This is a genomic window from Phyllobacterium zundukense, from assembly GCF_025452195.1.
GTDB classification, from domain to species: Bacteria; Pseudomonadota; Alphaproteobacteria; order Rhizobiales; family Rhizobiaceae; genus Phyllobacterium; species Phyllobacterium zundukense_A.
The window spans coordinates 1,791,351-1,808,670 of record NZ_CP104973.1 but is presented as its reverse complement, the minus strand read 5'-3'; the positions used below and the strand labels follow the sequence as shown (position 1 = coordinate 1,808,670).

Here is a 17,320-nt window from a genome sequence, read left to right as displayed (position 1 = left end):
GGATAAGGAATTTCACCATGGCTATTCTTCTTTTTGCCGAACACGATAACGAGAGCCTTTCCGACCAGACCGCAAAGGCACTGACGGCAGCCCTTGCCATCGGCCCGGACGTGCATGTGCTGGTCGCAGGCAAAGGCGCCAAGGGCGTCGCCGATCAGGCTGCCAAGCTTGCCGGCGTCAAAAAGGTTCTCCTCGCCGACAGTGACGATCTGGCCAACCGCCTTGCCGAGGCAAGCGCGGCGCTGATCGTATCGCTCGCCGGCAATTACGACACGATCATTGCGGCAGCGACCACGAACGGCAAGAACATCCTGCCGCGTGTTGCCGCCCTGCTCGACGTCATGCAGGTCTCGGACATCATCGAGGTGATCTCGCCCGATACGTTCAAGCGTCCGATCTATGCAGGCAACGCCATCCAGACCGTACAGGCGACCGATGCCAAGAAGGTCATCACCGTGCGCACCGCAACCTTCGCGGCAGCCGGTGAAGGCGGTTCGGCTTCCGTCGAGAATGTCTCGGCTGCAGCCAATCCCGGTCTGTCGAAGTTCGTCGAGGCAAAGCTTTCCGGCGGCGACCGTCCCGAACTGACGTCCGCAAGGATCATCATTTCCGGTGGCCGTGCTCTTGGCTCGAACGAGAAGTTCAAGGAAGTGATCCTTCCGGTTGCCGACAAGCTCGGTGCAGCCGTTGGCGCCTCGCGCGCCGCGGTGGATGCCGGCTACGCCCCGAACGATTGGCAGGTTGGCCAGACCGGCAAGGTAGTGGCACCGGATCTCTACATCGCCGTCGGTATTTCCGGCGCGATCCAGCATCTGGCCGGTATGAAGGACTCGAAAGTCATCGTCGCCATCAACAAGGACGAGGAAGCGCCGATCTTCCAGGTCGCCGACTATGGCCTCGTCGGTGATCTCTTCGTCATCCTGCCCGAGCTTGAAAAGGCCCTTTGATTATTTAATTCGAACTTTAAAATGAAATTGCTTGGCCGGGGTAGACGAACGCTACCCCGGCCATTTAGTTTATGTGATATATTCATAATAAGACGGGATGGAAACATGGCTGGCACGATCAAGACCGTAGGCATTGTTGGCGCGGGCCAAATGGGCAGCGGCATTGCACATGTCTGCGCTTTGGCTGGATACGATGTTTTGATCCATGACCAGTCGGCCGAGCAGATCGAAAAGGCCCTCGCGACCGTCAACGGCAACATGGCCCGCTCTGTTTCCCACGGCAAGCTCGAGGAAGCGGAGCGCGTCAAGGGAATGTCGCGTATCCGCCCGGCATTGCGGATGGAGGATCTTTCCGGCGTCGATCTTGCCATTGAGGCAGCCACGGAAGACGAGACCGTAAAACGCAAGATTTTCGCGCAGCTGTGTCCAAATCTCAATCCGGAAGCCATCCTCGCCACCAACACCTCGTCGATATCGATCACGCGCCTTGCGGCGACCACTGATCGCCCGGAACGGTTCATCGGCATTCACTTCATGAACCCGGTTCCGGTGATGCATCTGGTCGAGCTTATCCGTGGCATCGCAACCGAGAACGTCACGTTCGAGAGCGCCCGGGAATTTGTCGCGAGCCTCGACAAGACCATTACCGTATCCGAGGATTTTCCGGCATTCATCGTCAATCGCATCCTTTTGCCGATGATCAACGAAGCGATCTACGTGCTCTATGAGGGCGTCGGCTCGGTCGATGCCATCGATACCGCGATGAAACTTGGCGCCAATCACCCCATGGGCCCGTTGCAGCTGGCCGATTTCATCGGCCTCGATACCTGCCTGTCGATCATGCAGGTGCTGTATGACGGCCTGGCGGATTCCAAATATCGCCCCTGCCCGCTGCTGGTAAAATATGTTGAAGCCGGTTGGCTCGGACGCAAGGCCGGCCGCGGCTTCTATGATTATCGCGGCGAACATCCCGTCCCGACGCGCTGAATGTCCTCTACGCATGACTGTTGAGATTCATGCCATGACGCGGCAAAAATGGTGGTCCTCAAGCACCGGAGCACAGAAAAACGCCATTTGCAGGCCGTCAGAGCGTGAATATCGATGAGCGGCGACGATAGCGCGCGGTACGATCCGGATACGCGGCGCTTGTCCAAAGTCCTTGTCGAGATCGGCGCGGATCCTGCGACAAGAATATCGTTCGACGACATTCTCGACGCCTTGTCTGAACGCAGTTTCGGCGCGCTGATGATCCTTTTTGCGGCGCTCAATCTTGTGCCGCTTCCTCCGGGCACTTCCACGATCTTCGGCATTCCGCTGGTGCTGCTTTCGATCCAGATGCTGCTGGGCTTTGAAAAGCCGTGGTTTCCCGTCTTCATGCGGCGCAAATCAATGCAGGTTGAAACGTATCGCCGGTTCATTGCAAGGCTGGAGCCCATGCTCGTTCGCTTTGAAAAGCTGGCACGCCCGCGCTATTGGTTCGTTCCGCAAATGATCGTCGAGCGTGTCGTCAGCATGGTCGCGCTGCTGATGTCGCTGATTGTCATCCTGCCGGTCCCGCTCATCAATCAGCTGCCGGCGCTCAGCATCGTCCTTTTGGCCATCGGCCTTGGCGAACAGGATGGCGTCTGGCTTGGAACGGGCCTATTGGTGGCAGCGCTTGCCGCAGGCATCGCCATCGGGCTCGGCGCCTCGGTCGGCCTCGCGGCCCTGCATATTTTCGGTTGAGCATGAACGAAGAAAAAAAGATCACAATCTATGTCGACGCCGATGCCTGTCCTGTAAAGGCAGAGATCTACCGCGTCGCCGAGCGTTATGGCGTGAAGACCTTCGTCGTCTCCAACTCGATGATGGCAATTCCGCGCGATCCGATGATCGAGCGTGTCATCGTCAGCGATGGTTTCGACGCCGCCGACGACTGGATCGCGGAGCGCGTCTCGCGCGGCGATGTTGTGGTGACGGCGGACATCCCGCTCGCCAGCCGCTGCGTCAAAGCCGGGGCCGATGCCATTTCGCCCACCGGGCGCGCCTTTACCGAAGCCTCCATCGGCAACACACTCGCAACGCGCAATCTTATGGACGAACTGCGCTCCGCCGGGCAGATCACCGGCGGTCCGCGGCCATTTTCCCCGAAAGATCGTTCGAGCTTTCTTTCCGCGCTCGACCTCGCTATTGTGCGTTTGAAACGTGCGGGCTTCACCTCCTGACGGGAGTGCGGATGGGAGCTATGCGTTTCTTGGCATTGACGGAACGCGTCGCAAGCTCTACGAGAGCGCAACAAAGCTACATGCGTGCCGCTCGTGCTCCCATTGACGCCGAGCCAACCACACGCCCAAACCAGCACTGAAAGTTCATTGATGACTATTTTTGATTCTATCGCCCCGGCGTTGTCCGGTGCATTGGCAGCCCGTGGCTACGAGACCCTGACGCCGGTACAGACCGCTGTTCTGGCTCCGGAAGCCGAGGGTGCCGACCTTCTGGTCTCCGCCCAGACGGGCTCCGGCAAGACTGTCGCCTTCGGTATCGCCATCGCACCGACCTTGCTTGAAGGCGAAGACCGCTTCACATCCATCGGCGCACCTTACGCGCTCGTCATCGCCCCGACGCGCGAACTGGCATTGCAGGTTCGGCGCGAGCTCGAATGGCTCTATGAGCCCACCGGCGCGCGCATCGCCTCCTGCGTTGGCGGCATGGACATGACCAAGGAGCGCCGCGCGCTTCAACAGGGCGCGCATATCGTCGTCGGGACGCCCGGCCGTTTGCGCGACCATATCACTCGCGGTTCGCTCGACATGAAGGAACTGCGCGCTGTCGTCCTCGATGAAGCCGATGAGATGCTCGATCTCGGTTTCCGCGAAGACCTCGAATTCATTCTCGGCGAAGCACCGAAAGACCGCCGCACGCTGATGTTCTCGGCGACGGTACCAAAACCAATCGCCCTGCTCGCCAAGCAGTTCCAGAAAGACGCCCTGCGCATTTCCGCCACGAGCGACCGCGAGCAGCATGCGGATATCGAGTACCACATCATGCCAGTGGCGCCGCGTGAGCGCGAAAACGCCATCATCAATTCCCTGCTCTTCTACGATGCACAGAACACCATTATTTTCGGATCGACCCGCGAGGCGGTGAAGCACTTGACCAGCCGCCTGTCCAATCGCGGCTTTTCTGTCGTTTCCCTTTCGGGCGAACTCAGCCAGGCCGAGCGCACCAATGCCCTGCAGGCGATGCGCGATGGCCGTGCCCGGGTCTGCGTTGCAACCGATGTTGCGGCACGCGGCATCGACCTGCCCAATCTCGACCTCGTCATTCACGCCGACCTGCCGAACAATTCCGAGACACTGCTGCATCGTAGCGGCCGCACTGGACGTGCCGGACGCAAGGGCATCTGCGTTCTAATTGTGCCCGCATCGCGCCGCCGCACCGCCGAGCGCCTGTTGCAGGGTGCCAAGCTGTCGACGACCATGGTGCCACCGCCGGATGCCGACGCGATCAACAAGCGCAACCATGACCGCATTCTCAACGATCCTTCCCTGACGGAACTCGTGAGCGAGGAAGAGGCCGGATATGTAGCCGAATTGCTCGGACTGCATTCTGCCGAACAGATCGCCGCTGCCTACCTGCGCCAGCAGATGGCTGCGCGCCCTGCCCCGGAAGAACTCTCCAACACGCCGTCGCATGTACTCGAACCGATCCGCAAAGGCAGCTTCGAGGATCGTCCTGGCCGCGGCGAGCGCACGTCGCGCTCGGATCGCTTTGAGCAGTTCGAAAGCGGCGCATGGTTTTCCTTGAGCGTTGGCCGCAAGCAGCGCGCCGAGCCGCGCTGGCTCCTGCCGCTAATCTGCAAGGCCGGCGATATCACCAAGACCGATGTCGGCTCAATCAAGATCCTCGAGACGGAGACGCGTTTCGAGATCACCGCCAGCAAGGCCGATGCCTTCATGGCGCGGATCAAGCAGTATGGCACCGGCGAAAAGGGTGTGAACATCACCCGCAGCGAAGGCGCCGGCCCTTCATCGCCGCGTCGCACTGAGGGCGGCGACTTCAAGCCGAAGAAGCAATTTGGCGAGAAGCGCGAATTCGACAATCGCAAGTCGCGCTCCAATGATGAGAAGCCCAGAACTGATTGGGCGGCCAAGCCAGCCAAGGCAAAACCGGAAGGCTGGACCACAGAAAAGCCGAAGAAGGCTCCGAAGGAACGCAAGCCCGGCGAACTGCATGGCTTCGACAAGTACAAAGCCAAGAAGGCCAAGAAGGCCGCTGCAGGCAGCACCGAGTAATTCAACGCGTTCGCATAAGTTGAGAAAAGCTCCACGTCACGATGGAGCTTTTTTTATGCCTGCAGAGGTGTTCTTCCGCATTTTCCCATCCTCCACCTCTCTGAATTATCTCATCTTCGGCCTCTCCGCCATCCGTGGCTACTCCCTCTCCGTTATCCCCGGGCTTGACCCGAGGACCCATGGGAATTTCCAGATTGCAGCGTTGAATTCTTGTTTTGACACGAAGTGTGGCTCCTTCGGGTCAAGCCCGGGGATAACGGAGAGGGAGGGCTTTTGCGCCTTAAAATCCCCCACTAAACAAATTGGCACGATCATTGCTTACATGATTGATGCGGGATGCACGTCCCGCATCCACATAATTATTCGCCAACTCATATTTTTGTCATTTCACGGTCGATTATTTTCAGAATGCGACCTTCAGTTGAAGGAATTATTTACAATGACGCAATGGTTGAAACCCCACACGCGCCTGGCGTGCAGGCTTGCACAAACAGCGTGCATATCGGCACTGCTTGTTGGCGCTTTATCAGGCTGCAATGAGGATAAGACGCCGACCGCCGGCTCGACATTCGATGTGCCGCCGGTACAAACGGCAGTTACGGCGGACATTCCGAAGGACGAGCCGGTCAAGGGCACGGTGACAGTCGTTCCCGGCACTGAACCCGACACGCAGCCGCAGACCGGCGGCGGCCTTGCCATTCCGCTCGCCACAAAGGTCGGGCGCTTTACCGAAATCGCGCCTGATACGGCGGGCGGCGCGACGTTTTCTTCGACACCAGCCTATGTTTACGATCTGGGCAACCTCGTATCAAAATCGAACGGCACGGACGTTATTTCAACGAAAGACGATTCAATCTTCATTGCTCCAATCAGAGGCTGGGTACGTTATCCCCGGGAAGCCATCAGCCTCCTCGCCCCGAAATCACGTTACCCCATCATCGTCTTTGAGCACGGAATGGGCGCAAGTCAAAGCTACATGGGCTATGATTATCTCGCCGAAGAGTTGGCCACCCACGGTTATGTCGTTCTCTCAATCGACGCTGACACTAACAACAATATGGGCGATCGAACGAGCCAGTCTCGCGGACAGCTAATCTTGGGAACCTTGGATCTGCTGCGCCAGATCGACATGAACGGTCAGATCGACAAGGATGGCAAGCCCGGGGCGCTTGATCTCTTGAAGGGCAAGCTGGATTTCGATCGTATTGGCATCATGGGCCATTCGCGCGGCGGGCAAGGTGTTTCCAATGCGATCAAGTATAATCAGACCCGGGTTGGGGTCAGTGTGGACGATTTGAAGGATGTGCTAATGGCCAATCCAACGGCTTGGGCGTTCATTAAATATCCGGACCTTGCCGCCGCCGTGACGCCGGCGTCCACTCAACCCGCAGTAGAGGCAACACCAGCGAAGGTCGTGCCGGCCAGCATTGATGAGGAAAAATTCGAAGTCACGTATGAAAGATACAGAGGATCGTTACTTGGCGGAATGTTGACTGGTGATGCTGAAGCAGTCAAAGCCCTTCTGATCGCCGGTCATTTTCCCTTGAGGGAGCTTTTCCCTGACTTGGCGGCCACGGTTATACCGGCCACCACGCAACCGGCAGTGGAAGGGAAGCCAGCAAAAGCGGTGCCGGCCAGTATTGACGATCCCAAACTCAAGGCTGCCGCTGAAAAATACAGTCTTTCTTATGCCGCCGGTCGGGAAACGGCACTCCCCTATGATTTCAAGGCGGCTTTCATGCTGGCCCCAACAAACGCCGACAGCAATCTAGGTCTGACCAATGTTCCGCTCGCAAACTTGCTACCTTCCTGTGATGGCGATGTGACAAATCTTGAAGGAGCTCGCTCCTATGATAACAACCGCTATGGTCCTCAAACCGACTCCGCACCGCGGTATCAGATTTTCGTGAAAGGAGCGAACCACGATTTCTACAATCGCAAGTGGGGCGATGATGGTGAAGCGGCCAACGCCGCCTATTGCGATGACGGTCGCAAAGACAGCGTTCGTCTGAGTCGGCCGAACCAAGAGCGCAACGGGCTTTTCCTCATTAATTCCTTCATGCGCTATCATGTCGGAGGCGAGCAGAAGTTCGCAGCCTACTGGAACGGAACAGCGCAATTGCCCGAAGCCGCTTGTGAGGAGGACAAGAAGACCTGCGATGAGCGTACTGTGCTGACAGTACAAAAGGGTGATTACAGGCGGAAACTTATCCAGCGCTTTGCGCAGGCCGACAGTCTCAAAAGGAATCAGCTGGGCGGCGCAGTAACGTACTCGGGCTTCGATGACAATGGACTCGTACGCTGTAACATGCCCATCGGTCCGGCCAACGGTTCATGGGTTTATGAACGCACCAAATGCTTCGATGTCGGGGGCAAGAGCAGCGATGCACTGAAAGACTTTGCATACCCACTCGGCTGGTGGAGCCATAGCAATCCTGATGGCGCGAGGGGAATAGGATTTTTGTCAATTGCCGATCATGCCGAACTCGCCTGGTCGAAGCCGAATGCGACCATAATCACTGATCTAGCCGGCCTCTCAACAAAAGGCGTGGATTCGCTGACCTTCCGCATCGCGGTGGTCTGGCCGATGGGTCAAGAAGTGTTGGTGTCAATGACCGACAGCACCGGCAAGACGGCAACTGTGACGGCAAGCGATTACAGCGATGCGCTTTACAATACGCTGGCTCTTAAAGCTGTGAGCGGACCGAAAAAGGACGATCCGAGCAAAGACATCCCGATGACGGATCGTACGGATGATGCGTTATGGGCGAAGTCGGTGCCACAGCTTCTGAACATGGTCGCCATCCCGCTTGCCGCCTTTGAGGGCATTGACACAACCAGCCTCAAAGAGCTGAAACTCGTCTTCCCCAAGGGGAGCGGCAAGGTCGCCATCACTGATATCGAGCTGCAGAACCTTGGACGGGACAAACCTGCGCAGAAGCTCGCCCGGCAATAGGCGAGGCACAACCTCCACCCTCCCCTCGATGGGGAGGGTCGGACCGCAAGGTCCGGGGTGGGGTGTCTTGAATCTTGCTCCCGACGAGGGTCCGTTGAGATTCACGCTCTGACGAGCCGAAAACGGTGGTTTTCGAGCACCGGAGCGCAGCGTACTTTAAGGTACGTGAGCACTGGAGCGCAGAAGAACGCCGTTTGCAGGCCGTCAGAGCGTGAATATCGACGGACCCTGGACCCCGAGTTCTTTCAGCCGCCTGACCGCTGTCGGTGGCATGGGCGGTGGATTGTCCGACTTCGCTGCTTCGATCAGGAGCTCGTCGCAGGCAGCTTCCGTGACCTCTTCGAGCTTCTTCAAAAACGCGTCATTGTCGAGCCCCGGCTGGATCGGCGGCAGAATACGGCAGCGGATGACGCCGGGATAGCGCATGAACTTGCGCCGCGGCCAATAGAGCCCGGCATTGTGCGCGATCGGAACGACGGGAACACCGAGTTCGCCATAGATATGCGCGACGCCGTATTTGTAATGCGGCGGCGCACCCGGCGACGTCCGTGTGCCCTCGGGGTAAATCATCAGCTGCCGCCCTCCTGCGACAGCTTCGCGCGCTCCCCTGACCGCCACTTTCATGGCTGCCGAACGCTTGCCGCGATCGATCGGCACCATTTTCATTTTCTGGATGTACCAGCCAAACAGCGGAATCCAGGTCAGCTCCCGCTTGAGAATATAGACCGGATCGGCGATGTGCGGCAGGAAGGCATAGGTGTCCCAGAAGGACTGGTGCTTCGGCGCACAGATGTAGGGACCGTCCGGAATATTCTCCAGCCCATCGATGTGGACGTCTGCGCCAACGATCACCTTTTGCAGCCACAGGTTCGATTTCGCCCAGTTTTTCGGAACGCTCCACGCCTGCTTGCGCGGGCTCAAGAAATAATAGGGTGTGAAGATGATCATCCGGATGATCAAATTCAGATAGAAGAATGTGTTGAAGGTGATTGATCGAATGATCGTCATCTGAGTCTCGGGACGGTTGGCCTTTGCGCCTTCGTATACTAATGCCGCGATGCCGTGAACTCTCAAAAAGTCTTCGCGCCAAGCTTGAGCCCGAACAGGCTATCGGGGAGATGCGAACGAATTTCGGAACCGAGGTATTTAATATATTCGACCAGAAGCACCCGCACCACCAGACCGCGGGAAATCCAGTCGCCGTCACGCAGGTTCGTGTTGATAATCGGATAGGGAATGAATTCGATATCCTGGGATACGCGCCGGAGTTCCACCATCGTGCGGGGGATATGGTAGTTGTTGGTGACCACGATTACCCGGTTGTACCGGTTCGAGTGAGCCCATTTGACGCTCTCGGCCGCGTTGCCGACCGTGTCCAGCGCCGAACGGTCGATATCGACACAGCATTCGAACAGGCTTGCGTCGCCGCCGGTCACGCGCTGCAATTCGCTGCGATTGGTGGTGGGATGCACGCCGCTGATGAACAGGCGCTCGCCGCGCTTGTTCTTGAGGAGATCGAGCGCCCCTTCGATCCGGGAATAACCGCCTGTCAGAACGATTATCCCATCGGCAGGCCGGCTGAGATCCGGCGCCTCCAAGGTCGTGACGCGATCGGCAAAGAGAATGAACCCGCCAATGAACAGGACGAGACCGAGAACGCAGACGATGAACAGCGGCAGCACGATGCGCCTGCGGATGAACGCGAGCAGCCGGCCGCCGCGAGTAGTAGCGATCTGATCTTGCTGGTTGCTGTCGTTTGCGCCGCCCATGGTGATTCAAAATGCCTTGTTCGAGGTTTGTTCTTGTTCTGTTTAATAAGATTGCCGGGGCTCAGCTTTTGTACAATCCGGATATTAAAATGAATAAAATGGCATCAGGTTTCGTGACTTTCGCCGCTGCGCCCGTCAACCCGTCTTAAATGCGCTATGACCGTCATTCTTGTTGTAATCATGGTCAGGATGCTGACCGCCAATATGATCAGAACAACACCCGTATAGCCGCCCGATCCGATGGAAAAATTGCCGAAGAGCGCCGTCGCCTGGTCTGCCTCGGGCGTCGCCAGATTGTGCGACGACCACCAGCCGATACAGAGAAAAATGACAATGGCAAGCGCCCCGCCGCAAGCGGCACCCTTGAGCGCCGTCCAGAAGAAATGCCGCTCGAACTGGCGCGCAACGAAATTCTGGTCGGCACCGATGAAATGCAGAACCTCGATGATATGTCCGTTGCCGGCCATTGCGCCCCGCGTCGCGAAAATAACCGTCAGCACGGTCGCAGCGACGACCAGCGCAAGCACCGCCATGCCAATCAGAACCGTCGAACGCGCCATCGAAACGAGCCGGTCGACCCAGTTGCGGTGATCGTCGAAACTGGCGCCCGGCACCTCCTTGACCAGCGCCGCGCGAATTGCGGCGAAATCCGGCGGCGAAGCTTCGTCGAGCGTGACGACCACCAGCCTTGGCACCGGCAGCTCGTCGATATTGAGACCGCTTCCAAGCCATGGTTCCAGCAGACGCTCGGTCGCGGCACGGTCGATGATGCGGGTCGATTTCACGCCGGCAAAACCCTGCGCAATGGTGCTCGCCTGGTTGAGCAGCGTCTCCATATCCTGGCCCTCGACCGGACGTATCTGGATGGTGGCCTCGGTCGAAATCTGGCTCTGCCACGTCGCCGCCGTCGACTGGACGAGACTGACTGCGCCGATGGTCAGGCAGGCGAGGAATGTCATGATGGCGATGACGATCATCAGGGCGTGGCCAACGACATTGCCGGCGGGCACAATCGGCGCCTGTCCGCTCTTGGCCTGAAACCGCTCCATGGCGCGGCCAAACAGGTCGAGCGCCAGGTATTTTATACGAGCGGCGTCAATCATAAATGTCGAGCCTCCCCTGATCGAGGATCATGCGCCGCGCATTGATCTGGTCCATCAGTGTCAGATCATGCGTCGCGATGACGACCGCCGTGCCCGAACGGTTCAATTCGCCGAAAAGCCGGAGCAGGCGTCTCGCCAGCGGCGGATCGACATTGCCGGTAGGCTCATCGGCGAGCAGGATTTCCGGCTGATCGATCAAGGCCCGCGCGATAGCGGCGCGCTGCTTCTCGCCGCCGGAAAGGACGGGCGGCAGTACATGCATGCGTTCGCCAAGGCCAACCCAGTCCAGAAGCTCTTCGACTTCGGCGCGATAGGTCGCCTCCTCCTTGCCGCGCACACGCAACGGCAGCGCCACATTCTGATAGGTCGTCATGTGGTCGAGCAGACGGAAATCCTGGAAAACCACGCCGATGCGACGCCGCAGCAGCGGCATTTCCTTCGATGAGATCGTGGCGATATCCTTGCCAAAAACGTTGATCAGGCCGCGCGTCGGTTTCAGCGTCATGAACAACAGGCGCAGCAGTGACGTCTTTCCGGCACCCGACGGGCCGGTCAGGAACTGGAACGACCGCGGTGAAATATGGAGGCTGACATCACGCAGAACCTCCGGGCCCATTCCGTATCGCAAACCGACATTCTCAAAGCGAATCAAGCGTAACTTTCCAATCTCATTCTATGCGTGTTCTATTTTGTGCGGACGGGTTTGGCCACCCATCAAACGCAGCCGGACATCAGCCAAAACATTAATTTTTGTGGGATAGGCTGTCCCATGATTCGGAAAAAATTGTCTGCATGAGGGCAGACGATGCCAAAACCGCATTTTGCAAAGATCGATACAATGGAAACCAAAGATAATCCGAGTTCGAATGCTATGCCTTCAATCGACAAGGGTGATGCGCAGGATGTCGATTTCGAGACACTGGCGCGCGTCCCCATCGCCAAGGAGGCCGGGGCTGATACATGGCAACGCCTGTTGCCCAGCGATGAAGCGATGACGATACTGCATGCGCGCGAAAGCGCAGAAGGCAGGGGGCCGGGCTTCGGCTATTGGCTCGTGGTCGCTTTGGTTGCCGTCTCGGTCTTCTGGATAACAGGCGGCCACACATTATTGTCCGGAGGGTCACCTGCGGACGATCCGATGCTGACCACTGGCTCGGTCGGACACAAGAGCGAACACGCGCGCTAGATTTCCGGGCAGCGATCGGGCTATAGCAGTTACATATCGTTAACCGGAAAAAAATTGCATGCCAAATGTCGGCGGAAAAACTATCGAGGTGCTTTTCAGCGCCGAGACAATCGCGGAGCGGAACCTCGAACTTGCCAAGGCCATCGTTGCCCGCAATTTCGAAAACTTGCTCGTGATCTCGATCCTTAAGGGATCTTTCATCTTCGCCGCCGACCTCATCCGCGCCATGCACGATGCGGGAGCGGAACCGGACGTGGAGTTCATAACGGTATCGAGCTATGGCAAGGGCACGGAAAGCACCGAGGTGCGCTTGCTCCGCGATATCGACAGCGATGTGCATGGCCGCGACGTTCTTTTGATCGACGATATTCTCGAATCCGGGAAAACGCTGAAGTTCACCCGTGAACTCATGCTGGAACGTGGTGCACGCAGCGTTTCAATCGCGGTGCTGCTCGACAAGAGCGTCAAGCGCAAGACCGACATCGAAGCCGATTTCAAAGGTTTCGAATGCCCGGATTATTTCGTCGTGGGATATGGCATGGACGTTGGCCATTCATTCCGGCAACTGCCCTATGTGGGTGTTGTCGCGGATTAGACTCGCCGCTTATCTCCCCCCATGTGGGGGAGAACGGATTTTCTTGGATTTAGCCTCTTCGCTAAATTCTTAGAAAATCCAAGAGAGGGGGTAGTGTGAAGATTGCAAATCCTCTCACTTGCGATTTCTAGCACTAAACAAGAGCTAAGATGCTGAAATCGCTTTCTCTCCCGCAAGGGGAGAGATAATCGGCATCCGCCGCTCAATCGAATTTCAGCAATCTCTCCAGATAGTCTTTTTCCAACTGAGGGCTCAGTGCATTGCCGAGGCGCTTGCGGATTTCCTCCAGGATTTCGCGCGCCCGCTGGATATCCAGGTCTTTGGGCACGATATTCTTGGACTCGTCGGGGAAACCTCCCGTGGCGCGTTGGCGTCCCAAGGGATCGAGCCTGCCATTTTGCTGCTGCTGTCCATTGGGTCCGCCAGTCTGGCCTTCCTGACCCATGGCCTGCTGCATCTGTTTCATCATGTCCTGCCCGCCGCGGCGCAGAGCGTCGAGTGCATTGCTCTGCCGGTCAACCGCCTGGCCACCATCGGCTTCGCCCAGTGCCTTCCCCGCCTGGCCCATGGACTTGTTGGCGTCGCCGAAACCTTCACCGGGGTTGACGCCGAGCCCCTTCAGATCCTTCATCATCTGCTCCAGATCCGACTGCAGCTTGCCTTGGCCTTCCTGAAGGCCGCGCAAGGCCTTGGCGATATCCTCTTCGGACATCTGGCCTTGCTGACCTTCCTGGCCATTTTGACCCTGCTGGCTCTGGCCCTGGTCCTGTTGCATGCCATTCTGACGCTGTTGCTCAAGCCGGTTGGTCTGGTTCATCATCTCCTGCTGGCGCCGCATCAATTCGCCCAGCTTGTCCATCTGCTGTCGCATCTGACCTTGCTGGCCCTGCTGGTTTTGCTGCTGCTGGCCCATCTGCAGGTTGTTCATCATGTTTTCGAGCTCGGAAAGCAGCTGCTGCGCCTGATCCTTCGCCCCCTGCTTGGCCAAGTCCTCGATGCGGTCGAGCATGCGGTCTATGTCCTCCTGCCGCAGTTCCATCGCGTTAGGATTTGGCATTTGCGCCATATTCGGGTTCTTCTGGGCTTTCTGGGCAAATTCGCGCAGATACTCATTCATGGCGCTGCGCAATTCTTTCATGCGCTTTTCAATTTCTTCCTGGCTGGCACCCTGTTCGATTGCCTGCTTCAAGGCTTCCTGTGCCTGACGCAGGCGCCGCTCGGCGTCCGAAAGAGCGCCGTCCTCGATACCACGCGCGACTTGCCACATATAGGCGACGACATCGCGCAACTGGTCGTCGCTGCGCGCAAGATTGAGCCGCGAGCGCACGCTGCGCAACGCGAGGTAATGAGACGCGTTCTTGATCGTCTCTTCCGGCCAGATGGTGATTGCATCCAGCATATCGAGCACTTGCGGCTTGGCGTTGGCGTTGAGCGCCAGCATGCGACGCTGTTCCACGACTGCCCTGGCCAGCGGATTCGCGAAGGGCCGTTCGGGCATGACGAACGTCTTGGTCTCGCTTCTGGCTTCCTGTTTGGCATCGTCTGTCGCGACCAGGGTCATGCGAATTTCAGACCCGGCCCATGGATGCTCGGTGAGATCCTTGGTGGTCGTGGTTTCCTTGGGCTGATCGCCGCGCCGCGGCAGCGCCAGAGGCAGGTCGGGCGCCTTGAAGAGCGGCCGCGCATCCTTGTCGGCAGGCAATGCCTGCTCGATTTGCGCCACTGCGCTCGAAGCGCCGTAATCATCCTTGATTTCGTAGAAAACCTCCATCGTACCGTTGGCGGCGCTGGAAGGATCCTTGGTGAAACGGACGGAAGGTGGTTGGTCCGGTGTTACTGAAAACGCCCACTCGGCAAGCGGGTTGCCATCATCCGACAGGCTGACCGTGCTGTTGGCACCGATCGGCAGTTCGAAATTACGCGGCCGGGCTTTGGTCGCCGTTGGATTGTCTTCCGGCTTGCCTTGATCTTTCGCCGCAATATCTGTTGCCTCCCCATCCAGCGACGTCTGGGTAACTTTTTCCGATCCGCTGCCGCCGATGATGCGAACGACAAGCGTGCTGTCCTGCGGAATGGTGAACTGTTTTTCTTCCGTATTGGCTGCCGTTGTCAGGAAGAGCGGTGCGCGTCCGGTATAGCGCGGAGGCGTTACCCAGGCATCAATGCGGGGCGGTATGGCTTCGCTCTTGCTATGACTGCGGAACGCATCGTTGACGCGGCCGCCGAGCGGCCCACCGGAAAAGGCAAAGGCGACGACGAGAAGCAAGCCGACAACCCCGCGCAACGCCCAGGGATCGCGTTCCGGGATACGCGTCTGCGGCAGGCCGCTCTTCAAATTCTGGATGCGCTCGGCCATGCGCTTGCGATGTTCGTCCCACAGCGCCTGAGCAAACGGATCGATGGATTTGTTGACGAGTTCTTCCGACTGGATGGTGATCGGCTGGTGATCGAGCGTGTTGACACTTTCCAGCCGCTGGCTGATTTCCGCGTGATTGGGCAGACGGAATCGGAGCAGGAGATAGAGGCAGAGGGGCAGCGAGAGAACAAATAGCCCGAGCAGTGCCAGTCGCAACGCATCCGGAATTATCCGGAAAATACCGAACCAGGACAGGCAGAGGAAAACGGCAACGGAAAGCAGCAGCGGCAGTACAAGTGGCCACAGGCGTTCAAAGACAACGGTCAACCATGTAGACAAACGGAGGCGATCGATACTTTTGAAAATATCGAACCCGAACCTGATCCCGTCCCGTTTGTCGGGTTGTTGATCGGTCATACGCACTCCATCTCGCCGGCATCGACGGTGCCGGCATCATAGAACAATACCATTCATCATGGCAAAGGCGAGGCCTTGGGGTAAAAATGCGATCATAGTTTTGTGTAGAGGGGGACAACGTGAAGCTTCTGTTCCGTTTAGGACGTTTGCCAAAGTACGTTTCGCTATTCGTAAAGCACCCGCCTCTCCGTCATCGTAAAACACCTCCCTCTTCGTCATCCTCAGGCTTGACCCGAGGACCCACGGTTGAGAAGCACTTGAGTTCGCTCGCACGCGACGCATTTCAATGAGACTGCATCTCAATGACACTTTGCACCGTTAGTTTCGTTTAATGGATCCCGCCGTGTAGGGGGAAATATCCACGCCTCCTTGCCGTGGGTCCTCGGGGTCAAGCCCGAGGATGACGGAGAGGGAGGTGTTTTACGATGACGGAGAGGTGGCCTTAAAGCCAGTCTGGCACCGAATCCAAGCCGATCAGCTCGTCATAGCTCGTCCTGGGCCGCACCACATGGAACCGGTCGCCATTGACCAGCACCTCCGGCACCAGCAGACGCGTGTTGTAGGTGCCGGCCTGCACTGCGCCGTAAGCGCCTGCCGTTCCAATGGCGATGAGATCGCCGGGAGCCGGGCGCGGCAAATCGCGATCGAGGCCAAGATAATCGCCGGTTTCGCAAACGGGACCGACGACATCGCCGCGAATACGCGGATCGTTGGCCCCAGGCTCCTTGACCGGGCGGATGATATGAAACGCGTCATAAAGCGTCGGACGGATGAGATCGTTCATGGCCGCGTCGACAATGATGAAGTTCCGCGCATCACCTTCCTTGAGATAAATCACCTCGCTGACCAAGATACCGGCATTGCCGACGATGAGACGGCCCGGTTCGAAAATGGTCTTCAGGCCCAGCGGCTTGATGTGCTTTTGCACGATTTGCGCATAGGCATCAGGCAGCGGCGGCGGATTATTGTCGAAATGATAGGGAATGCCCAAGCCGCCGCCGAGATCGACATGCTTGATATCGTGGCCGTCTGCCTGCAGCTGCGCCACCAGCTCGGCCAGCAGCCTGAAGGCATTGTCGAACGGTTCGAGATCGGTGATCTGGCTGCCGATATGCATGTCGATGCCGGTGACCTTGAGACCGGGCAGCTTGGCGGCATGCGCATAGATCGTGCTGGCCTTCGCAAGCGGAATGCCGAACTTGTTCTCGGATTTGCCCGTGGAAATCTTCTTGTGGGTCTTGGCGTCCACATCCGGGTTTATGCGCAGCGATACCGGCGCAATCTTGCCGGCAGCAACCGCGCGCGCCGAAAGTATCTCAAGCTCCGGCTCGGATTCGACGTTGAAACAATGGATGCCTGCTGCCAGCGCAAAATCCATTTCGCCGGGCTTCTTGCCGACGCCGGAAAAAACGATTCTGTTGGCCGGGATGCCTGCAGCAAGAGCGCGGCGCATTTCGCCCTCGGAGACGACGTCGGCGCCTGAACCAAGGCGAGCCAGCGTCTTCAGGACGGCCTGATTGGAGTTGGCCTTGAGCGCGTAGGCGATGAGCGTATCCATATCGGCGAATGCCGCCGAGAAGACCTTGAAATGCCGTTCTATCGTTGCGGTGGAATAGCAATAGAAAGGCGTTCCGACCGCCTTGGCGATGTCGGGAATGCTGACGCCCTCGGCATGGAGAACGCCGTCTTTATAGTCGAAATGGTTCACGTAAAACGC

At 58.0% G+C, this 17,320-nt stretch carries 14 protein-coding genes; 8 read left to right on the top strand and 6 right to left on the bottom strand.

The window, feature by feature from the left end; translation table 11 throughout:
- The first annotated feature begins 17 nt into the window (after positions 1-17).
- The 6 genes from N8E88_RS21280 (at position 18) to N8E88_RS21255 (ending at position 8,177) form a co-directional block, all read left to right on the top strand.
- A complete protein-coding gene (locus tag N8E88_RS21280; protein ID WP_262295387.1) occupies positions 18-947 on the top strand; it encodes an electron transfer flavoprotein subunit alpha/FixB family protein in 930 nt (309 codons plus the stop codon).
- A 105-nt stretch (positions 948-1,052) separates the two neighbouring features.
- Positions 1,053-1,934 (top strand): 3-hydroxybutyryl-CoA dehydrogenase, encoded by an 882-nt coding sequence (locus N8E88_RS21275; RefSeq protein ID WP_114431638.1) that lies wholly within the window; start codon positions 1,053-1,055, stop codon positions 1,932-1,934.
- A gap of 114 nt (positions 1,935-2,048) precedes the next feature.
- Positions 2,049-2,672 (top strand): exopolysaccharide biosynthesis protein, encoded by a 624-nt coding sequence (locus tag N8E88_RS21270; RefSeq protein ID WP_262295386.1) that lies wholly within the window; start codon positions 2,049-2,051, stop codon positions 2,670-2,672.
- Between the two features lie 2 nt (positions 2,673-2,674).
- Complete coding sequence (locus N8E88_RS21265) at positions 2,675-3,151, top strand: YaiI/YqxD family protein (RefSeq protein WP_262295385.1); 477 nt, start codon at positions 2,675-2,677, stop codon at positions 3,149-3,151.
- Positions 3,152-3,301: 150 nt separating this feature from the next.
- Positions 3,302-5,221, top strand: a complete 1,920-nt coding sequence (locus tag N8E88_RS21260; protein ID WP_262295384.1) for a DEAD/DEAH box helicase — start codon at positions 3,302-3,304, stop codon at positions 5,219-5,221.
- A 55-nt stretch (positions 5,222-5,276) separates the two neighbouring features.
- Positions 5,277-8,177: an alpha/beta hydrolase family protein gene (locus N8E88_RS21255; protein WP_262295383.1), complete on the top strand. Its 2,901-nt coding sequence runs from the start codon at positions 5,277-5,279 to the stop codon at positions 8,175-8,177.
- A 204-nt stretch (positions 8,178-8,381) separates the two neighbouring features.
- Here the strand turns inward: N8E88_RS21255 and N8E88_RS21250 are convergent, their stop codons facing one another.
- From N8E88_RS21250 to ftsE, 4 genes are all read right to left on the bottom strand, one after another.
- On the bottom strand, positions 8,382-9,185 hold the full coding sequence (locus N8E88_RS21250; protein WP_262295382.1) for a lysophospholipid acyltransferase family protein: 804 nt from the start codon (positions 9,183-9,185) through the stop codon (positions 8,382-8,384).
- A 62-nt stretch (positions 9,186-9,247) separates the two neighbouring features.
- Entirely contained in the window at positions 9,248-9,946 is a 699-nt protein-coding gene (locus N8E88_RS21245) for a YdcF family protein (RefSeq protein WP_262295381.1), read from the bottom strand.
- A 104-nt stretch (positions 9,947-10,050) separates the two neighbouring features.
- On the bottom strand, positions 10,051-11,049 hold the full coding sequence (locus tag N8E88_RS21240; RefSeq protein ID WP_410010673.1) for a cell division protein FtsX: 999 nt from the start codon (positions 11,047-11,049) through the stop codon (positions 10,051-10,053).
- Positions 11,042-11,701, bottom strand: coding sequence for a cell division ATP-binding protein FtsE (ftsE, locus tag N8E88_RS21235; protein WP_112523496.1), 660 nt, complete (start codon positions 11,699-11,701; stop codon positions 11,042-11,044). Before ftsE ends, N8E88_RS21240 begins: the two co-directional genes overlap by 8 nt.
- A 153-nt stretch (positions 11,702-11,854) precedes the next feature.
- On the opposite strand from ftsE, the gene N8E88_RS21230 reads away from it, so the two are divergent.
- Both N8E88_RS21230 and hpt read left to right on the top strand, forming a co-directional pair.
- On the top strand, positions 11,855-12,235 hold the full coding sequence (locus tag N8E88_RS21230) for a hypothetical protein (RefSeq protein WP_262295380.1): 381 nt from the start codon (positions 11,855-11,857) through the stop codon (positions 12,233-12,235).
- 58 nt (positions 12,236-12,293) lie between these two features.
- The gene (gene hpt, locus N8E88_RS21225; protein WP_262295379.1) at positions 12,294-12,830 is read left to right on the top strand and encodes a hypoxanthine phosphoribosyltransferase; all 537 of its coding nucleotides are present in this window, start codon (positions 12,294-12,296) and stop codon (positions 12,828-12,830) included.
- A 202-nt stretch (positions 12,831-13,032) separates the two neighbouring features.
- On the opposite strand, the gene N8E88_RS21220 is transcribed toward hpt, so the two are convergent.
- Both N8E88_RS21220 and lysA read right to left on the bottom strand, forming a co-directional pair.
- Positions 13,033-15,603: a TIGR02302 family protein gene (locus N8E88_RS21220; RefSeq protein WP_262295378.1), complete on the bottom strand. Its 2,571-nt coding sequence runs from the start codon at positions 15,601-15,603 to the stop codon at positions 13,033-13,035.
- A 442-nt stretch (positions 15,604-16,045) separates the two neighbouring features.
- Entirely contained in the window at positions 16,046-17,311 is a 1,266-nt protein-coding gene (lysA, locus tag N8E88_RS21215) for a diaminopimelate decarboxylase (protein ID WP_262295377.1), read from the bottom strand.
- Positions 17,312-17,320: the final 9 nt, after the last annotated feature.

Excerpts from the sequence above, each read along its gene's own strand:
- N8E88_RS21280 (WP_262295387.1), top strand. The coding sequence starts at position 18 with ATGGCTATTCTTCTTTTTGCCGAACACGATAACGAGAGCCTTTCCGAC.
- N8E88_RS21275 (WP_114431638.1), top strand. The coding sequence starts at position 1,053 with ATGGCTGGCACGATCAAGACCGTAGGCATTGTTGGCGCGGGCCAAATG.
- N8E88_RS21270 (WP_262295386.1), top strand. The coding sequence starts at position 2,049 with ATGAGCGGCGACGATAGCGCGCGGTACGATCCGGATACGCGGCGCTTG.
- N8E88_RS21265 (WP_262295385.1), top strand. The coding sequence starts at position 2,675 with ATGAACGAAGAAAAAAAGATCACAATCTATGTCGACGCCGATGCCTGT.
- N8E88_RS21260 (WP_262295384.1), top strand. The coding sequence starts at position 3,302 with ATGACTATTTTTGATTCTATCGCCCCGGCGTTGTCCGGTGCATTGGCA.
- N8E88_RS21255 (WP_262295383.1), top strand. The coding sequence starts at position 5,277 with ATGCCTGCAGAGGTGTTCTTCCGCATTTTCCCATCCTCCACCTCTCTG.
- N8E88_RS21250 (WP_262295382.1), bottom strand. The coding sequence starts at position 9,185 with ATGACGATCATTCGATCAATCACCTTCAACACATTCTTCTATCTGAAT.
- N8E88_RS21245 (WP_262295381.1), bottom strand. The coding sequence starts at position 9,946 with ATGGGCGGCGCAAACGACAGCAACCAGCAAGATCAGATCGCTACTACT.
- N8E88_RS21240 (WP_410010673.1), bottom strand. The coding sequence starts at position 11,049 with ATGATTGACGCCGCTCGTATAAAATACCTGGCGCTCGACCTGTTTGGC.
- N8E88_RS21230 (WP_262295380.1), top strand. The coding sequence starts at position 11,855 with ATGCCAAAACCGCATTTTGCAAAGATCGATACAATGGAAACCAAAGAT.
- hpt (WP_262295379.1), top strand. The coding sequence starts at position 12,294 with ATGCCAAATGTCGGCGGAAAAACTATCGAGGTGCTTTTCAGCGCCGAG.
- N8E88_RS21220 (WP_262295378.1), bottom strand. The coding sequence starts at position 15,603 with ATGACCGATCAACAACCCGACAAACGGGACGGGATCAGGTTCGGGTTC.